15 protein-coding genes are annotated in these 17,934 nt (G+C 48.1%); 11 read left to right on the top strand and 4 right to left on the bottom strand.

The window, feature by feature from the left end; all coding sequences use genetic code 11:
* Positions 1-4: 4 nt before the first annotated feature.
* Positions 5-664, bottom strand: coding sequence for a stalk domain-containing protein (locus tag WH46_RS23605; protein ID WP_017814136.1), 660 nt, complete (start codon positions 662-664; stop codon positions 5-7).
* Positions 665-1,216: 552 nt separating this feature from the next.
* Between WH46_RS23605 and WH46_RS21885 the strand changes: the two genes are divergently transcribed.
* The 5 genes from WH46_RS21885 (at position 1,217) to iolI (ending at position 7,335) form a co-directional block, all read left to right on the top strand.
* Positions 1,217-2,584, top strand: coding sequence for an Nramp family divalent metal transporter (locus WH46_RS21885; protein WP_017814135.1), 1,368 nt, complete (start codon positions 1,217-1,219; stop codon positions 2,582-2,584).
* Between the two features lie 335 nt (positions 2,585-2,919).
* A complete protein-coding gene (gene iolE / locus WH46_RS21880; protein ID WP_017814134.1) occupies positions 2,920-3,846 on the top strand; it encodes a myo-inosose-2 dehydratase in 927 nt (308 codons plus the stop codon).
* Positions 3,836-5,269, top strand: a complete 1,434-nt coding sequence (locus tag WH46_RS21875) for a sugar porter family MFS transporter (RefSeq protein ID WP_046228350.1) — start codon at positions 3,836-3,838, stop codon at positions 5,267-5,269. The genes iolE and WH46_RS21875 overlap by 11 nt, the downstream gene beginning before the upstream one ends.
* Before the next feature lie 48 nt (positions 5,270-5,317).
* Positions 5,318-6,352, top strand: a complete 1,035-nt coding sequence (locus tag WH46_RS21870; protein WP_017814132.1) for a bifunctional inositol 2-dehydrogenase/D-chiro-inositol 1-dehydrogenase — start codon at positions 5,318-5,320, stop codon at positions 6,350-6,352.
* Positions 6,353-6,489: 137 nt separating this feature from the next.
* Positions 6,490-7,335 (top strand): 2-keto-myo-inositol isomerase, encoded by an 846-nt coding sequence (iolI, locus tag WH46_RS21865; RefSeq protein ID WP_017814131.1) that lies wholly within the window; start codon positions 6,490-6,492, stop codon positions 7,333-7,335.
* A 226-nt stretch (positions 7,336-7,561) separates the two neighbouring features.
* Here iolI and WH46_RS21860 read toward each other — a convergent pair whose 3' ends face one another.
* Both WH46_RS21860 and WH46_RS21855 read right to left on the bottom strand, forming a co-directional pair.
* Positions 7,562-7,951, bottom strand: a complete 390-nt coding sequence (locus WH46_RS21860; protein ID WP_017814129.1) for a tautomerase family protein — start codon at positions 7,949-7,951, stop codon at positions 7,562-7,564.
* A gap of 27 nt (positions 7,952-7,978) precedes the next feature.
* The gene (locus WH46_RS21855) at positions 7,979-8,728 is read right to left on the bottom strand and encodes a DeoR/GlpR family DNA-binding transcription regulator (protein ID WP_017814128.1); all 750 of its coding nucleotides are present in this window, start codon (positions 8,726-8,728) and stop codon (positions 7,979-7,981) included.
* Between the two features lie 472 nt (positions 8,729-9,200).
* Here WH46_RS21855 and iolA point away from each other — a divergent pair, with 472 nt between their 5' ends.
* From iolA to fba, 6 genes are all read left to right on the top strand, one after another.
* Positions 9,201-10,676: a methylmalonate-semialdehyde dehydrogenase gene (iolA, locus tag WH46_RS21850; RefSeq protein ID WP_017814127.1), complete on the top strand. Its 1,476-nt coding sequence runs from the start codon at positions 9,201-9,203 to the stop codon at positions 10,674-10,676.
* 14 nt (positions 10,677-10,690) lie between these two features.
* A complete protein-coding gene (gene iolB, locus WH46_RS21845; RefSeq protein WP_017814126.1) occupies positions 10,691-11,512 on the top strand; it encodes a 5-deoxy-glucuronate isomerase in 822 nt (273 codons plus the stop codon).
* A gap of 69 nt (positions 11,513-11,581) precedes the next feature.
* Positions 11,582-12,571, top strand: coding sequence for a 5-dehydro-2-deoxygluconokinase (iolC, locus tag WH46_RS21840; RefSeq protein ID WP_017814125.1), 990 nt, complete (start codon positions 11,582-11,584; stop codon positions 12,569-12,571).
* 37 nt (positions 12,572-12,608) lie between these two features.
* A complete protein-coding gene (iolD, locus tag WH46_RS21835) occupies positions 12,609-14,522 on the top strand; it encodes a 3D-(3,5/4)-trihydroxycyclohexane-1,2-dione acylhydrolase (decyclizing) (RefSeq protein ID WP_017814124.1) in 1,914 nt (637 codons plus the stop codon).
* A 23-nt stretch (positions 14,523-14,545) separates the two neighbouring features.
* Positions 14,546-15,412, top strand: a complete 867-nt coding sequence (locus WH46_RS21830) for a sugar phosphate isomerase/epimerase family protein (protein WP_017814123.1) — start codon at positions 14,546-14,548, stop codon at positions 15,410-15,412.
* Positions 15,413-15,441: 29 nt separating this feature from the next.
* A complete protein-coding gene (gene fba / locus WH46_RS21825) occupies positions 15,442-16,323 on the top strand; it encodes a class II fructose-1,6-bisphosphate aldolase (RefSeq protein WP_017814122.1) in 882 nt (293 codons plus the stop codon).
* Between the two features lie 265 nt (positions 16,324-16,588).
* On the opposite strand, the gene WH46_RS21820 is transcribed toward fba, so the two are convergent.
* Positions 16,589-17,341, bottom strand: a complete 753-nt coding sequence (locus tag WH46_RS21820) for a DeoR/GlpR family DNA-binding transcription regulator (RefSeq protein WP_017814121.1) — start codon at positions 17,339-17,341, stop codon at positions 16,589-16,591.
* Positions 17,342-17,934 lie beyond the last annotated feature (593 nt).

Raw genomic sequence — 17,934 nt, 5'->3', positions numbered from 1 at the left:
TGTATTATTTGGCAGTATGGATTTCGACTTGTTTGAGAGTACTGTTCCATTTATAGTCCACACCGGTCAGTTCGCCGATTTTGGCCAAAGGAATGTAAGTGCTGTTCTGGAAGTTCAGAATAGGATGCTTGGCATCATTATAAGGCTGACCGTTAACAAGTACAGGATAGGTAACTTCTGTTAGTTCATAAGCCAGATAATATTGATCGTTGACATCTTGCAGGACACTTTCCAGCGCAGACTCTTTGGCTGACTTCTGGTTGATCCAGTCATTGTAAGTGGTCGGAGGACTTGCAGGCGGAATATCTTCGGTACTGTATTCAAAGGAATAGGGACCGTTGTATCTGGAGAGAATCTGATTCAGTACCTGCGCATCCGGATCGGTGATAGCAGCAGAATTGCCTGAATTACCAATTTCGACCTGCTTGAGTGAACTGTTCCATTTGTATTTTACTCCGGTGAGAGAAGCAATATTGGCAAGCGGTATATATGTACTTCCTTTATAGCTTAGGGCAGGCAGGGAGCTATCGTTATATTCTTTGCCATTGACCATGATCGGATAAGTCGCTTCGGTAAGCTCGTATACGTTGGAACTTGCTGCATAGACAGAACTGCCGGTAAATAGTAAGGCTGCGGTAAGTACTCCTGTTACTAATTTCTTCATTGTGTGTATTCCCCTTTTTCTATTGTAGGTGCCATATATCATCTGAATAAACCTTATATACGATATGACTTGGATAGCAGTCTTACCTTAAAAGAGTAACCAGACAAGCTCCCCTTCTCTTTTCATCGGCAAACAGGAAGTCCTATTTTAGGAATTTGGAAGACTTTTATTGTATAAAGTCTAGACTTATTAACAATATGTCTAAAAACTATACGTTTTTCCAAGTTGAAGTGTCCGGTCGGGAACAGATGACAAGGCAGTAATATAGAGCCCCTCAGCAGTTCTACAGAAAAAGTGAACCAATAAACACTGAATTGGTTAAAGGTAAGAGTGGAGTTTGTAACGAGGAACAACGGGGTATTATTTTAATTTTAAATTGCTCTCATCCATAAAGGTTAGCTATTGACAAATAAGTTGCACGAGTGCAAAATATGTTCAGAAGCATATGTATAAATTGCAACCGTACATCTGGCAAGACCAACATAGAGAACTTGCTGAATCTATTCAGAAATCAAGCCAAAGAGGGCGTAAGAGAAGTGAGGGAGAGAGAATATGGAGAATACCGATACTGAAATAAAACAGCCTGAAGCCAAAAAGAGCTGGCTGCGCAGCAGCTCTTCTATCAGTCTGGAAGAAGTGAACAATACAGTCAGCATCCCGCAGAATGCCGGTTTCTGGCGCAAGTTTTTTGCATTTGCAGGACCTGGCGCCCTGGTAGCAGTGGGATACATGGACCCGGGGAACTGGGCGACCTCGATCGCCGGAGGATCAAGGTTCGGATATACCCTGCTGTCGGTCGTACTGTTATCAAGTCTGATCGCAATGCTGCTCCAGACACTGGCTGCCAAGCTGGGGATCGTCACGGGCAAGGACCTGGCGCAGGCAACACGTGATGCGACCGGCAAAAAGACAGCGGTGTTTCTATGGATTCTGACAGAGCTAGCCATTATCGCAACCGATCTGGCTGAGGTCATTGGTTCGGCGATCGCACTGAATCTGCTGTTTGGCATTCCGCTGCTGTGGGGCATCGTGATTACAACACTGGATGTTCTGCTGCTTTTGCTGCTACAGAAAAAGGGATTCCGCATTATCGAATCGATCGTTATCGTACTGATCGCCACAATCTTCGTTGTATTTATTTTTGAAATGATTGCGGCACGTCCGGATGTGGCAGCAATCTTCGGTGGATATGTGCCAAAGCTGGAGGTAGTCACCAATTCGGGAATGCTGTTCGTAGCACTGGGGATTCTCGGTGCAACGGTTATGCCGCATAATCTGTATCTGCATTCTTCGATTATTCAGTCCCGCCAGTACAAGCGGGATGAAGCAGGTCGACGCGAGGCTGTTCGCTTTGCCCGTCTGGATTCGGCATTCTCGCTGACGATTGCTTTTATTATCAACTCGGCGATCCTGATTCTGGGAGCCGCTGCATTCTATGGACATGGTCTGCAGGTATCGGAGATTGAAGGCGCCTATGAGCTGCTCAGTCCGACACTGGGTGTAGGTATAGCGAGCACCCTGTTCGCTGTCGCACTGCTGGCTTCCGGTCAGAACTCGACCATTACCGGTACACTGGCTGGTCAGATCGTTATGGAAGGATTCGTACAGCTGCGTATCTCCCCGGTACTGCGCCGGATCATTACACGTCTGCTGGCTGTAATCCCTGCATTTGTCGTAACCTGGTTATACGGCTCCAGCGGTACCGGAGATTTGCTGCTGTGGAGTCAGGTCGTACTAAGCCTGCAGCTGCCGTTTGCTGTTATACCACTGGTCAAATTCACCAGTGACCGTCAGAAGATGGGTACCTTTGCCAATGGTGCAATCGTCAAAAGTATCGCCTGGCTGGCGACCGGACTGATTGTGGTACTGAATGTGTTCCTGCTGGCCTACATTATAGTAACCGGACACGCATTCGGCTAAAAACATCATATAAAGTAAAACGAATAGATTATAAACAAGAAGCTGTGTTCCGTGCCAAATGTGCGGAACACAGCTTTTTTGTTGTGCTGATTACTTACTTAATATAGAAGAAAGAATAGAGATACATACAGAGTTAACCATAAATTACTCATTAAAATGGGTTTTTCTTTATTAACTTAGGTAAAAAAGCATAGAGACCAATACAAAAGGCGGAAAATTAGAAAACGTTAATAAAACAATTGACTGAAAGCGCTTTTAATATTAATATGTAATCAGATAGTGATCAAAAGTTAATCAATTTATTATCAGTATGTTGCCGAAAGAGGAGGACGGTTATGAGCGAACAGAACATCCGCTGGGGAATAGCCCCGATAGGTTGGCGTAATGATGATATTCCGGAGATTGGCGCTGGGAATACATTACAACATTTGCTGAGTGATATTGTGGTAGCCGGTTTTGAAGGAACTGAAGTTGGCGGTTTTTTCCCTTCTGAGGACATACTGAATAAGGAACTGCAGCTGCGCAAGCTCAGCATTGCCGGGCAGTGGTTCAGCAGCTTTTTGATCCGTGACGGATTGGAGAACGTACTGGAAAATTTTCATACACAGTGCCGTTATCTGCAGGCAGTAGGAGCAGACGTGATCGTCGTATCCGAGCAATCCTACAGTGTACAGGGACTCGACAAAAACGTATTTGCCGAGAAGCCGTATTTTACAGACAGCGAGTGGGACACACTATGCGAGGGACTGGATCAGCTTGGCAAAGCTGCCGACAACTACGGACTGAAGCTTGTTTATCATCATCATATGGGTACGGGCGTGCAGACGCTGGCAGAGATCGACCGGCTCATGGCAGGGACGAATCCGGCGTATGTTCATCTGCTGTATGATACGGGACATATCTTTGTCTCGGACGGTGATTATATGACACTGCTTCAGCGGCATATTTCGCGCATCCGGCATGTGCACTTCAAGGATGCACGCCGTCTGGTACTGGATGACTGCCGTTCTGCGGGCAAATCATTTATGCAATCTTTTTTGAGCGGAATGTTCACCGTACCTGGAGATGGCTGCATTAATTTTGTAGATGTATATGATCTGTTGCTGGAACAGGAATACCGTGGGTGGATTGTAATCGAAGCCGAGCAGGACCCGGCTGTAGCGCATCCTCTGGAATACGCATTGATCGCACGCCGATATATTGATGAGATGCTGCTCACCCGGGAATGGAATGGAAAGAGAGGCGAACAATATGCAAAATGAAGCGACTCAAAAAGCGTTCCTCGGTAAAATTATTATTATCTCTACACTGGGTGGTCTGCTTTTTGGTTATGATACCGGTGTGATCAACGGGGCACTGCCTTATATGTCTGCAGCTGACCAGCTAAATTTGAATACGTTTACACAAGGTTTGGTTGCCAGCTCGCTGCTGCTGGGCGCTGCATTTGGAGCCATTTTTGGTGGACGGATGTCCGATCGTAATGGCCGCCGCAAAAACATTCTGTTTCTGTCTATTCTCTTTTTTATCGCTACGGTAGGATGTACACTCGCACCGAACGTAGCCATTATGGTAGCTGCCCGCTTTCTGCTCGGAATCGCAGTCGGAGGCGCTTCAGTCACGGTACCTTCCTTTCTGGCGGAAATGTCTCCGGCCGATCGGCGCGGCGGGATTGTCACGCGCAATGAATTGATGATTGTTAGCGGACAGCTGTTGGCTTTTGTCATTAATGCTATTCTCGGCACGATGATGGGCGATAGCTCCCATGTATGGAGATATATGCTGATTGTTGCAGCACTGCCGGCCATTCTGCTGTTCTTCGGTATGTTGCGTGTACCGGAAAGTCCGCGCTGGCTCGTCTCCAAACAAAAAGATGATGAAGCTCTGGGTGTATTGAAAAGAATTCGCAGCGAACAGGATGCCGCTTCCGAGCTCGCGCAGATTCAGAACAATCTCAAGCAGGAGAAAGAATTGCAAAAAGCCGGATTCAAGGATCTGGCGATTCCATGGGTTCGCCGAATTATGTGGATCGGGATCGGAATCGCGATTGTCCAACAGATTACCGGTGTCAATTCGATCATGTACTATGGTACGGAAATTCTAAAAGATGCCGGCTTTGAGACCAAAGCGGCGCTGATCGGTAATATCGCCAATGGGGTGATTTCCGTGCTGGCTACCTTCGTAGGGATCTGGCTGCTTGGCCGTGTGGGCCGGCGTCCGATGCTGCTCACCGGACTGATCGGTACGACGACCTGTCTGCTGCTGATTGCGGTTGCCACTGCATGGCTGGCGGGCTCGCCAAGTCTGCCTTATGTTGTCCTCGCGTTAACCGTTACGTTTCTGGCTTTCCAGCAGGGAGCGATCTCACCGGTCACCTGGCTGATGCTGTCCGAGATTTTCCCGCTGCGTTTGCGTGGATTTGGTATGGGCATGACTGTATTTTGCCTGTGGATCATCAATTTCCTGGTAGGACTGCTGTTCCCGGTTCTGCTTGGTGGTATCGGATTATCCGCGACTTTCTATATTTTCGCAGCTCTGGGCCTGCTGGCGATTACCTTTGTCAAACTTGTACTGCCGGAGACCAAAGGTCTGTCCCTCGAAGAACTGGAACAGAAATTCCGCTCCCATGGTAAAAAAAACCTTGAAAATGATCAGACTTATGCAGCCAAAGCTGCGCCGGTGGAATAAAGTATTAGCCATCATACACATACTATACAGCTACAGGAGGATATTATTATGACGTTGAATATCGGTGTAATTGGTACAGGGGCAATCGGACGCGAACATATTCGTCGCATTACGAACGGACTCTCGGGCGGCAAGATTGTAGCCGTAACCGATGTGAATATGGAAGCAGCCCGGGCAGTGGTAGAGAATTTTAATCTGGATGCCAAAATCTATCCTGATGATCAATCGCTCGTTCAGGCGCCGGATGTGGATGCGATTCTCGTAACCAGCTGGGGACCTGCCCATCAGCAGAGTGTTATGGCCGGCATTCAGGCGGGCAAGTATGTATTCTGTGAAAAGCCGCTGGCTACAACAGCAGCCGGCTGCCGCGAAATTGTAGAAGCGGAAGTCAAACATGGCAAGCGTCTTGTTCAAGTAGGCTTTATGCGGCGTTATGATGCCGGTTACCAGCAGCTGAAGCGTGCAATAGACGAGCGCTTTATCGGAGAGCCGCTGATGATTCACTGTGCCCATCGCAATCCGGAAGTTAATGATGGCTATACCACCGATATGGCGATCACGGATACATTGATCCATGAGATCGATGTGCTGCACTGGCTGATCAATGATGATTACGAGTCTGTACAGGTGAGTTTCCCCAAAAAGACCCGTCTGGCTTCCAGTCATCTGCGCGATCCACAGATCGTCACTATGGAGACCAAGGGCGGTGTACTGATCAAAGCCGAGATTTTCGTTAACTGCAAATATGGTTACGATATTCAATGTGAGGTAGTGGGAGAAGAAGGTGTAATCAAACTGCCGGAAGTGCCAAGCATTACGTTCCGTAAAGACGCCAAGCTTGGTAATCATCTGCTCATGGACTGGAAAGAGCGGTTCATTGATGCCTATGACCGTGAGCTGCAGGACTTTATCGACGCGGTCAGTAACGGCGGCGAACCACAAGGACCTACAGCCTGGGATGGATATGTGGCAGCGGTCACAGCGGATGCCTGTGTCAAAGCGCAGGATTCCGGTCAAAAGGAATCGGTAGAGTTCGGAGAGAAGCCGGAGCTGTATGGAGATTCTGCACTGCATCGTGTCTAGGAGTAGGTAATTCCAGGCAATGCATACGTAATTACATGTATTCCTTGAAGTTGATGGTTCCGGCTGTCCATTAGTATTTTGCGACAAAGGATAAGCCGGAATACATCCATTATGCATAAAGACAGGAGAGAAAACCCATGAAACTGTGTTTTAATCAAGCGACAACCCTCAACAATTCTAATCTGGTCAAGGATCTGGAATACTGTGAAAAGCATGGATACGACTATATCGAGATTCGTACCATGGACAAGCTGCCTGAATATCTGGAAAATCATTCGCTGGATGACCTGGTTCAGTATTTCCAGACGCATCATATCAAGCCGCTTGCCTTTAATGCGCTGGTGTTTTTTAACAATCGGAGCGAGGAAGAATACCAGGAGATCATCAAGGAGTTCCGCGGAATGCTGGAGATGGGTTCCAAGTTGGGCATTGAATATATTGTGGCTGTACCACTGGTTGCCGAACAGAAAATTCTGAAGTCTGATATCCATCAGAGCTGTGTCAGTGTACTGCGTGAGCTATCCGATCTGGCAGCGCCTTACGGCATTGGGGTGGCAGTGGAATTTGTAGGTCATCCACAGTGTACAGTGAATACATTCGGCCAGGCCTACGATATTGTGGAAGCGGTAGACCGTGCCAATGTAGGACTGGTGCTGGACTGTTTCCATTTCCATGCGATGGGTTCCAAGCGTGAAGACCTGGAACGTGCAGATGCCAGCAAGATCTTTATTCTGCATATGGATGATACGGAAGACTATCCGATCGGCTTCCTGACGGATGAGGATCGGGTATGGCCAGGTCAGGGCGCTATTGATCTGGACTATATTCTGTCGACAATCAAGCAGAAGGGATATTCGGATGTGGCTTCTGTCGAGCTGTTCCGTCCGGAATATTATGAATTGGATGCGGAAGAAGCGATCCGTATCGCCAAAGAAACAACCCTGCAGGTGCTTGCTCGCCATTATACGCTGGAACAGGTATAGAAATAGAACGTCCACATCGTAGTCAGAATGCAGCACAGATGAAAAGCATTCATTATTTGCAAATCCTCCTTGTATACCGGTTACGGTGAGCAGGGGGGATTTTGACGTGCATGTTCATGCCACTTTGTGTACAATTGCAGCCCTCTGCAGGCAAAGAAGGCGATCCAGCAATAGATATGCCGGATCGCTTTCTGGTAGAGCTACCTTTATATAACATTCATCTGTCTTAGAGGGAGCCGGTAATAAATTGTGCCTCTCCCATGCCAAAGCTCCAGTCCGCATTGCCGTTCTCAACAATAGAGACCATCAGATCGGTAGGAGCCAGACTGCATTGTTCCTGCAGCCGCTGGGCCAGCAGCTCATACAGACGCTGCTTTTGCTCGGTAGTACGCTGCTTGCTCGTTACGCTGATCACGACCATAGCCGAGGTGCGGGGATAACCAAGACCGGTATCCTCGATAACCATCTCTCCGGTGGGATGCTGGTGCACAATCTGGTAGCGGTCCGAAGCGGGAACGTCAAAAGCTTCCACCATGGCTTCATGAGCAGTATCAAGCAGCAGCTTGAGCTGCTCTGGACTGCGTCCCTGAAATAGATCAAATCGTAATAATGGCATAATTTGTTCCTCCTTCATATATAGTTACTATGGATGACGCGAGCGAATCTGATGCGTCATACAGAATTGCTGGTATTCCTCGGGCAAAGGCTCCGAAGAGATGATGGTGTGCACACTTTCGAGCGGTGCATAAGTGAGCAGGGTAGAACGGCCAAACTTGCTGAGATCCGCTAGTAGAATCAGATTTTGCGCTTTTTGGGCGATTACTTTTTTGATCTCGTATTCCAGCAGGTCCGAGTTGGTGAGGCCATGGACAATACTGACTCCCGTAGCCGCCATAAAGGCTTTGTTAACGTTATATTTCTCCAGCGACCGGATATCATCCATCCCGACAAAAGAACGGGTACTGCGTTTATACGTATTTCCGATCACGAGCAGATTGATATATTCCATATCTGCTACTCCATTGATCACATCCAGACTGTTGGTCAAAATAGTGAGTGGACGTCCTGGTGCCAGATAATCGATAATATTGCGCGTCGTCGTTCCGGAATCAATAAAAATCAGGTCATTATCCTCGATACAGTCTGCGGCCAATCGGCCAATACTATGCTTCTCGGGCTGATGCTTGATATTCCGGTTCTCAAAAGGAACCAGCTCAGTGATAGCGCTTACACCTCCATACACTTTCTCAATCGAGCCGCGCTGCATAATCTGGTTGATATCACGCCGGATCGTATTCTTGGATACGTCGAATTTGAGGCACAATTCATCCAGGGTTACATTTTTACGTGAATGAATGTATTCTTCGATATCTTGAAGTCGTCTGGCTTTCATAGGCATTCTCCTGTTATCTGTTATACTCCCAATATAGTTTATAACCAAAAGTTTATCAATAGTTAATTAAAATTGTATACAGATATAATAATGAAATGAGATAAAAAGAGCATCTATTTACATATAATTTGATTTGTATATTTTTCTTTTAGCAAGTGTTCATTGGAGAATAAGAGTGCATACAAGATTTGTTTATATCTTGGAATAAAGGATTTAAATGCTTTAATAGCAGCGTTTTTATGATGTTTGTCTATCTTGATTTATATAAGTTGCATCGGGTCTTTTATAGAAAGAAGGCAGCAGATAACCATGCCTTTTTACCTGTTTTGAGTAAATGATCATGTTTGTGTGCTAATAAGGGTTGACGGTTATATTTATATTATATATGATAAAAATATAACCAATATATAACCAAGTTGTGATTGTGTTTGGCAGGTTTTAAAATAAATGTGATATCGAGAGGAGCAATCCAATGAGCACGTTGACATCTACCGCAAGAAAGTTGAAAAACTATATCGGTGGCAAATGGTTGGAAAGCAAAACGACCAATTATGAAGACGTTTACAATCCAGCTACCGGCGAACTGATTTGTCAGGTACCGATCTCTACACGTGAAGACGTAGAATATGCTGCCGAGATTGCGCTGGCTGCTTTTCATAAATGGAAACAGATTGCCGTACCGCGTCGTGCACGCATTTTGTTCAACTACCAGCAGCTGCTGCAGCAAAACAAGCAGGATCTGGCACATCTGATCACGATCGAGAACGGCAAGAATCTGACAGAAGCATTGGGCGAAGTGCAGCGCGGCATCGAAAATGTAGAATTTGCTGCAGGATCGCCTTCCCTGATGATGGGCGACTCCCTCGCTTCGATCGCAACAGATGTGGAAGCGACCAACTATCGCTATCCAATCGGTGTGGTAGGTGGTATCGCTCCATTCAACTTCCCGATGATGGTTCCATGCTGGATGTTCCCGATGGCCATCTCGCTGGGCAATACATTTATTTTAAAACCTTCCGAGCGTACACCGCTGCTGACCGAGAAGCTGGCAGAACTATTTACGGAAGCGGGCTTGCCGGACGGCGTGTTCAATATCGTCTATGGTGCACATGATGTGGTCAACGGCATTCTGGAGCATCCGGAGATCAAAGCGATTTCCTTTGTCGGTTCCAAGCCGGTGGGCGAGTATGTATACAAAAAAGGCAGCGAGAACCTCAAACGTGTACAGGCACTAACCGGTGCCAAAAATCATACGATTGTACTGAATGATGCGAACCTCGATGATACGATTACGAATGTAGTCTCCGCGGCATTCGGTTCTGCCGGTGAACGCTGCATGGCTTGTGCGGTTGTTACAGTAGAGGAAGGCATCGCTGATGAATTTATCGCCCGTCTCAAAGAGAAGTCACTGAGCGTGAAAATCGGTAATGGTCTGGATGATGGTGTATTCCTCGGCCCGGTTATTCGTGAAGAGAACAAGGAACGTACGATCCGTTATATCGAGAAAGGCCTGGAAGAAGGTGCCACCCTGCTGACCGATGGACGTGAGCGGATGGAGGGAGATGGATACTTTATCGGCCCGACGATCTTTGAAGGCGTAACGACAGACATGACGATCTGGAAAGAAGAAATCTTCGCTCCAGTGCTGTCCGTGATCCGTGTGAAAAATCTCAAGGAAGCGGTTGAGATTGCCAATCAGTCGGAATTTGCCAATGGAGCCTGTCTGTTCACCAGCAATGCGAATGCGATTCGCTACTTCCGTGAAAACATCGATGCAGGTATGCTGGGAATTAACCTGGGTGTTCCGGCACCGATGGCATTCTTCCCATTCTCCGGCTGGAAGTCTTCCTTCTATGGAACGCTTCATGCCAACGGCAAAGACAGTGTCGATTTTTATACTCGCAAAAAGGTAGTTACCGCCCGTTATGCGGAACCTACATTTGAATAGAGGAGGAATCCGCTTTGACCAGTCATCTGCTGCGCAAACCGCAGTCCCAATCTCAGGACAACGGAGTAACTGTTGTCCATGACCTGAACATTGCCGAATCACCACTGGAGTATGTAGGCTTCCGCATGATTGACCTTGCTCCCGGTGCTGTCCATGAAGAAGAACTGACTGATCTGGAATGCTGTATTGTTGCTGTCACCGGCCGTATTACCATTACCGAGGGCGAACATTCATTTACCGGAATCGGCACACGTGATAGCGTATTTGAGAAGAAGCCGACAGACAGTGTATTTGTCTCCGGCGGACATACTTTCCGTATAGAAGGCGTCAGTCAGGCGCGGGTGGCTCTCTGCTACGCGTCTGCCCTCAAGCCGCTTCCTACTGTACTGATCCCGGCGAACGAGGTAGGTGTGGAACATCGCGGCAAGTATCAGAACCGCCGTATGGTGCATAATATCCTGCCGGATAACCATCCTGCTGCCAGCAGCCTGTTGGTCGTGGAAGTCTATACCGAAGCCGGGAACTTCTCCAGTTATCCGCCGCACAAGCATGATCAGGATAATCTGCCGGAAGAATCGTTTCTGGAAGAAACATATTATCATGAACTGGATCCGCAGCAGGGCTTTGTTTTCCAGCGTGTATATACAGATGATCGTCTTCTTGACGAAACAATGGCTGTGGAGCATGGCGATGTGGTACTTGTTCCCAAAGGATACCATCCGGTCGGAGTACCCGACGGTTATACGTCCTACTATCTGAATGTGATGGCCGGTCCAACGCGCATATGGAAATTTTATAATGATCCGGATCATGAGTGGACTCTGGAGCGCGAATAGTCTGGAATTCCACCTGAGCCACTCAGCTGTCCCGAACCCTTAACCTATGGAAGAAAGAGCGGTGACGATATGAAGATTGCATTCGATAATACCAAGACATTCGAACTGATCACGTTGGGTCGGGCCTGTATCGACCTGAACGCAGTAGAATATAATCGTCCGATGGAAGAGACGATGACCTTCTCCAAATATGTAGGCGGCTCGCCTGCGAATATTGCTATCGGCGGAGCCAAGCTAGGGTTGAAAACCGGATTTATCGGTAAAATTGCCGATGACCAGCATGGACGTTTTATTCGTTCCTATATGGGCAAAGCAGGTGTAGATACCTCACGGTTTATTGTAGACACTGAGGGTCATAAGACCGGGCTTGCCTTTACCGAAATCAAAAGTCCCGAGGAATGCAGCATTCTGATGTACCGTGATCAGGTCGCCGATCTGTACCTGCGTCCGGAGGAAGTGGATGAAGACTATATCCGTCAGACTGGTCTATTACTAATCTCTGGTACAGCCTTTGCCCAGAGCCCTTCCCGTGAAGCAGCCCTGCGAGCCATCCAGCTGGCCAAGAAAAACAATGTCCGGATCGCTTTCGAACTGGATTATCGTCCGTATACATGGGCTTCCCGTGAAGAGACGGCGGTCTATTATTCAATGGTTGCCGAGCAATGCGATATTGTCATCGGTACCCGGGATGAGTACGATATGATGGAGAACACACTGCAGGGCTCCAATGAATATACAACGCGTCATCTATTTGCACATAGTGCAGAGCTGGTCGTCATCAAGCATGGAGTAGAAGGTTCGTATGCCTACACACGTGATGGTCAGACGTTCCGTGCACATGCCTACAAGACCCAGGTTCTCAAAACATTCGGCGCGGGAGATTCCTATGCTTCGGCACTGCTCTACGCGCTGATTCGCGGCAAAGACATCGAGACGTCGCTCAAATATGGTAGCGCTTCCGCATCGATTGTGGTCAGCAAGCACAGTTCTTCGGAGGCGATGCCTACCGCAGAGGAAATCGAGGCGCTGATTGAGCGCCAGCCGCTCATCCAGTCCTGACACAGCAGGCACACTTCAATCAAAGGTGGAGGCACATATGGGAAACAAGATCAGATTAACGACTGCACAAGCGCTGATTAAATTTCTGAATCAGCAGTATATTCATATCGATGGACGGGAAACTCCATTTGTGGAAGGAATCTTCACTGTATTTGGACACGGCAACGTGCTTGGCATCGGTCAGGCACTCGAGCAGGACCCGGGTCACCTCAAAGTATTCCAGGGCAAAAATGAGCAGGGGATGGCTCATGCTGCCCTTGCTTACAGCAAGGAAAAGTTGCGCCAGAAAATCTACGCCGTCTCTACATCATCGGGTCCGGGATCAGCCAATCTGGTGACAGCAGCAGGTACAGCACTGGCCAACAATATTCCGGTGCTGCTGCTGCCGGCAGATACATTTGCCACACGTCAGCCGGACCCTGTACTCCAGCAGGTAGAGCAGGAATACAGCGCTGCTGTAACGACCAATGATGCGCTCAAGCCGGTATCCCGTTACTGGGATCGTGTTACTCGTCCGGAGCAGCTGATGAGCAGTCTGCTCCGCGGTTTTGAAGTATTGACCGATCCGGCGCGCAGCGGTCCGGTTACGATCTGCATCTGCCAGGATACAGAATCGGAAGCTTTTGATTATGAAGAGTCTTTTTTCCAGAAGAGGGTGCATTATATCGACCGTCTCGAACCGAGCGAGCGTGAACTGCAGGCAGCCGAAGAGATTATCCGCAGCAGCCGCAAACCGCTGATCCTGGTCGGTGGAGGAGTCAAGTATGCGGAAGCGAGAGAAGAGCTGATCGCCTTTTCCGAAAAGTATGATATTCCGCTGGTTGAGACCCAGGCCGGCAAATCGGCAGTCGAGTATACATTTAAAAACAATCTGGGCGGCATGGGCATCACCGGTACACTGGCAGCCAATACAGCAGCCAGACAGGCAGATCTGGTAATCGGGATCGGTACGCGGTATACCGACTTTGCGACGTCATCCAAGACGGCTTTTGACTTTGACAATACCCGCTTCCTGAATATTAATGTCAGCCGGCTGCAGGCATACAAGCTGGACGCAGTGCAGGTAGTTGCAGATGCGAAGACGACACTGGCTAGACTGCTTGAGCGGCTGGATGGTTACAAGAGCGATTTTGCTCCGGCAATTGCCGAACTCAAGCAGCAGTGGGATGCAGAACGTGACCGTCTGGGCAAAGTGAAGTTCCAGCGCTCGGGATTCACGCCGGAAGTGAAGAATCACTTCTCCCAGGATATCCTGAATGAATATGCGGATGCGCTCGGTACCGAACTGACACAGACTACTGCGCTGATTGCCATCAATGATGCGATTGCTCCCGACAGTATTATCCTGTCCTCGGCAGGCTCACTGCCAGGTGATCTGCAGCGTGCCTGGAATCCGACCGTACCAAATACGTACCATCTGGAATACGGGTATTCCTGTATGGGTTACGAGGTGTCCGGTGCACTCGGGATCAAACTAGCCAATCCGGATCGTGAAGTATATTCCATCGTCGGTGACGGCAGCTTCCTCATGCTGCACTCCGAGCTGATCACGGCGATCCAGTATCAGCACAAAATCAATATCCTGCTGTTCGACAATTCCGGCTTTGGCTGTATCAACAATCTGCAGATGGATCATGGCAGTGGCAGTTACTATTGTGAATTTCGGAATGCGGACCAGCAGATTATGAATATCGATTATGCCAAAGTCGCCGAAGGTTACGGGGCCAAGACGTACCGTGCCAACACGGTCGAAGAACTTCAGGCTGCTCTGGCAGATGCCAAACAACAAAATGTCTCTACACTGATCGAGATGAAAGTACTCCCGAAAACCATGACCGATGGTTATGACAGCTGGTGGCATGTCGGAGTAGCCGAAGTCTCCGACAAAGACAGTATCCGTCAGGCCTATGAGCACAAGCAGAAGATGCTGGAGAAATCCAAACAATACTAATTGCAGAACAGGGAGGAACTATCATGAAGCTGGCTTACGATCCTACGCATTTTCGGGATTCCTTATCACTGGAGGAAATGATCTTCAAAGTAGCGGATATGGGCTACGAATATATCGAGCTGTCGCCGCGTGAGGACTTTTGTCCATTTTACAAATATCCGCGGGTAGACAAGCAAAAGATCAAGCAGGTCAAAAAATGGATGAGTGAAGCCGGTGTCAAGCTGTCCTCGCTGCTGCCGCTTTATCACTGGGCAGGACCCGATGAAGAACGTCGCCAGGCAGCTGTACGCAACTGGAAGCGAGCGATTGAAGTAGCTGTCGAGCTGGACGTGGATCTGATGAACAGCGAATTTAGCGGTTCCAAATACGAAGCGCTGGCTTCGGAGGAGAAATTCGTCAAGTCGATGGATGAGCTGATTCCTGTTTTTGAAAAGGAAGGGGTGCGTCTGAATCTGCAAGCCCACCCGTATGACTTTATCGAGACCAACACCGGTGCGATCGATATGATCCGTGCGCTGGATCAGCCATGGATCAAACTGGTATATTCGGTTGCCCATACGTTCTTCTATGATGACGGTGTAGGTGATATTGCCAAGATGCTTGATGAAGCCGGCGATCTGGTGGATCATGTATTGTTCGCGGATACCTTTAACCACAAAGCCGCTTACGGGCTACGCTATATTATCAATCCGCCGGATGCCCAGGTAACCGTGCATCAGCATCTGAATATCGGGGAAGGCGATGTAGACTTTGATACCCTGTTCCGCAAGCTTCGCGAAATGAAATTTGACGGTATCGCAACCAATGCCGTATTTGCCTATAGTGATCGTCCGGAAGAATCCAGTGCACTGATGCTGAAGAAGATGAAGGAAGGATTGAGACTGGCCTGATCCGGGCACAGCAGAATGGAGGTAATCATATGGCTCTGGTATCAATGAAGGAAATGCTGCAGCAGGCCAGACAGGAGCAGTGCGCCGTCGGTCAGTTCAACGTAAACGGATTATCCTGGGCACATGCGATACTGGAAGCTGCACAGGCGGAGAATGCACCTGTTATCGTCGCTGCGTCGGACCGTCTGATCGATTTCCTGGGCGGCTATCGAATGGTAGCGACCATGGTCAATGTACTGATCGAGGACAAAGGAATCACCGTACCGGTTGCTCTCCATCTGGATCATGGCAAGACAGTAGACAGCTGCCGCCAGGCGATCGACGCCGGATTCTCCTCGGTAATGTATGACGGCTCCCATGATCCAATCGCAACCAATATCCGGGATACCTGGCAGGTTGTCCAGTATGCGCGTTCAGCTGGCGTATCGGTCGAAGCGGAAGTGGGTACAGTCGGAGGCATGGAAGACGGCCTGATCGGTGGTATCCAGTATGCCGACCTGCAGGAATGCACACAGTTGGTCGAAGAGACCGGTATTGATGCGCTGGCAGCTGCCCTTGGATCGGTGCATGGTAAATATGTCGGTGAACCCAAGCTGGGATTCAAAGAGATGGAGGAGATTTCCCGGGCAGTGGGCATCCCGCTGGTGCTGCACGGCGCTTCGGGAATCCCTCTTCACCAGCTGCACCGGGCGATAGAGCTGGGGCATGCCAAAGTAAATATCAATACGGAATGTATTACTGCCTGGTCCCTGCAGCTTCGCCGTACACTCGCCGAAGATCTGGATACTACCGAGCCGCGCAAAATCCTAACTCCTGCCCGTGAAGCCATTCGGGAAGCCGCCCAGGCCAAAATCCGCGAATTTGGCTCCAGTGGCAAAGCCAGCCGTCTGCAGGAGAAGATTGCAGAATAGGCAGATAGATAAGCTGAACAAGGTAGCTTTTATTTTGTGCCAGTAGTTGCCGTGAGTTCTATAGGCTAGGCTAGCAGAGCTTGGGTAGGAAATATGAATATCCATTTAAATAGCAATTCAAAAAGCCTTTCTGACCTGCGGTAATCGTACCGCAACGTGTAGAAAGGCTTTTTGGATTGGGCATACTTTGTATCTGTAACCGCTTCCTACTAATGGTCTCTATACGTACCCGTTTATTGAAGAAAAGACAGGGATAAGTGAGAGATTATGGCGTTACAATCGTAATCTGATGCTGGGCGGCATAATGCTGATACTCCTCGCCAGGCTGGCTGTTGGTGATCAGATAATCGATATCGCTTAGCGCACAGTAGGTAGTTAGTGCATATTTATCAAACTTGCTGTCATCAATCATGAGCAGCACATTGGAACTTTTGTTAACGACGGTAGTTTTGATATCGGTCTCCAGCGGAGACGAGTTGGTGACACCGTTGGCGATTGAGATACCGGTAGAAGCGATGAATGCTTTATTGATATTGTATTTATTGAGCAGTTCTACACTCTGAAAGCCTACAAAAGAATCGGTTTTCCGTTCAAACATTCCGCCGGTTGAGAAAATGGTCAGATTAGGCGAAGTTCTCGCCTGATGAATGAAGTCAAAATTATTCGTAACGACCGTCAGTTGTTTGTCTTTGATATAAGGTAATAGCTCCAGCGTAGTTGTACCGGAGTCCACGAAGATAACGTCGCCATCTTCCACAAACTGCGCAGCCAGCTGACCGATTTCCTGCTTTTTGGTCAGGTTATGGTCCTTGCGTTCGTCGAATACAATCAGCTTGGAATGATTCACCGATACGCCGCCATATACTTTTTTGAGAATGCCGGTCTTCACCAGGGCACTTACATCCCGGCGAATCGTATTCATCGATACCCCAAAATGCTCGACCAGTTCTTCCAATGATACGGAGTCATGTTCGAATACATATTCTTTAATTTGATTAATCCGCTGCGTTTTGATCATGTACTTATTCTCCTAATGTCAATTTTACGAAAAGTCATCGATTATTCGGGTAAGGGTATTTTAACCCTGTATTGAAATCCGAATCCTGTAGATCTCTTCCTACATTGTACGTGCCCAGGGCAGGCGATTACAAATCAAAAAACGATTCCGCCTCCAATTCGGAACCGGCCTGGTGGTCCCAACCTTCCTATCCCCCTCTATAAATAGACCCGGAACCGGCTATAAGCGGCATAGATTGATACAAAATCAATAAAATAGTCGGAATTGCAGCCTAAAATGACTTGATCCAATCAGTAAATATACAGCTTTTTTACGTCATGATTTGGAAGTGGAGCATATACGTTAGGAATAGGACTATATCGACGATCCAGCAGCCTTTTCCGGCAAATTGGGATTTAAGGTAAACCAAATTCTGGATGGTGGCGAATAATAGATATAGTTCCTGACGTATAGACTCAAAAAGTATCTTATTTCTAGTAATTTTGTATTAAATTTGATTAAATCAGTGTTTTCGGATTTGTTCAATTCTCTCTGGTTAAAAATATAGTAATTACGCAATCCCGGCTGTACCGGAAAATAGTAGGATATGCATG

Source organism: Paenibacillus dauci (genome assembly GCF_000971985.1).
Taxonomy (GTDB): domain Bacteria; phylum Bacillota; class Bacilli; order Paenibacillales; family Paenibacillaceae; genus Saccharibacillus; species Saccharibacillus dauci.
Note: the sequence above shows the minus strand (reverse complement) of the source record. Positions and strands in the feature narration are given on the sequence as shown.